A 1,354-nucleotide genomic window follows, 5' to 3' on the forward strand; every position below is an offset into this window, starting at 1 on the left:
ACCTTCAAAGCGATAACCGCCCCCAACGGGGCCAACATTGCAGGCGATCTCACATGAACTCGTCGATGACGTTCAACATGCGGGACTTTCTGCCGTCATGGGTGCGATCCTCGACAAAGTCGTAGGACCAGACATGGTTGGGATGTTCTGGCCGAAGTCGGATGCATGATCCGTCATTCAGCCAAAGCCGGCCTTTCTTCGGCTGCCTAGCCGGCACCTTGAGCCCCTCGCGCCGCCAGATCCGCTCGATATGTTTGGCGTTCACCGCCCAACCGGCAGCCTCCAGCATGGCTGCGATCCGGCGATAGCCATAGCGGCCATACTGGGTCGCAAGCTCGACGATGTCCGCCGTCAGCGCCACCTCGTCGCTGCGTCCCGCTGGCACCTTGCGTTGCGTCGAACGATGCTGCCCCAAAACCCGGCACGCCAGCCGCTCCGACACGCCGAACTTCATCATGGCGTGGTCGATGCAGCGCCGCCGCCGGGCGGGGCTCAGTAGTTTCCCGAGGCAGCTTCCTTGAGGATCAGCTTCTCGAGCGTCAGATCCGAGACGGCTTTACGCAGCCGCTCGTTCTCCTTCTCCAGATCCTTCAGACGCTTCACCTGATCGGACTTCAGCCCGCCAAACTCCTTGCGCCAGCGGTAATACGTGAACGCCGTCACGCTGATCGTCCGGATCGCCTCCGCGACCGGGCGCCCTTGGGACAACAGCACGTCGACCTGACGCAGCTTCGTGACGATCTCTTCGGGCTTGTGCTTCTTCCGGGGCATTCCTGGCATCCTCCAAAGGCTCAAAAAGCCTACTTCAGGGAGGACCACTTTTCAGGGGGCAGACCACGAATGCCCTAAGCATGGATACCCATGTCGATCGCCTCCACATATTCAAGGACGGCCTCGGAGCGGCCCTCGGCAACGAGCTGTACGGCCGTTAGGTCCGAAAAGCCCGGTAGAGGTTTCGAATGAAACCAAGCGTAGGCTGCTTCTGCCGAGGCAAATCGAGGCTCGATGATGGATAGGATTACCCGGCCGGCTTCTTCCGGGTTGAGATTCTTAACGCCGCTGCGGCGTCGAAACTTCTCAGTCATTTGCGCCCCCCGAGCGCCTAGCGGCACTTCGACTAGGAAGGTAGTTTAGACGTTACCACACCTGCGAACCCACCACGAGGCAACCACCTCCAGATCGGCAACAGCCGCGGTATCAACATCCGAGCGCACATCTTCCACAGTCCAAAAGCGCTGTTTTGATTGTCGCCTATCGACGCGGTCAAGCCAGTGATGCTTCAGACAATTGCGCGCCATCGGACTAAGCCGCTCTCGCGGCAGGGCGCTGCGGCGCGGTCATCGCTGAGATTTCG

Annotated in this window: 1 protein-coding gene and 1 pseudogene; both read right to left on the reverse strand. The window is 60.3% G+C overall.

Features of this window, described 5'->3' with window-relative positions:
- Nucleotides 1–55 precede the first annotated feature (55 nt).
- Nucleotides 56–771 (reverse strand): annotated as a pseudogene (locus NUV79_RS25150) (IS3 family transposase); the annotation flags it as partial.
- Between the two features lie 74 nt (nt 772–845).
- Nucleotides 846–1,085, reverse strand: a complete 240-nt coding sequence (locus NUV79_RS25155; protein ID WP_257735805.1) for an antitoxin Xre/MbcA/ParS toxin-binding domain-containing protein — start codon at nt 1,083–1,085, stop codon at nt 846–848.
- Nucleotides 1,086–1,354 lie beyond the last annotated feature (269 nt).

This window comes from Allobosea sp. 47.2.35 (assembly GCF_024655635.1).
Taxonomy (GTDB): Bacteria; Pseudomonadota; Alphaproteobacteria; order Rhizobiales; family Beijerinckiaceae; genus Allobosea.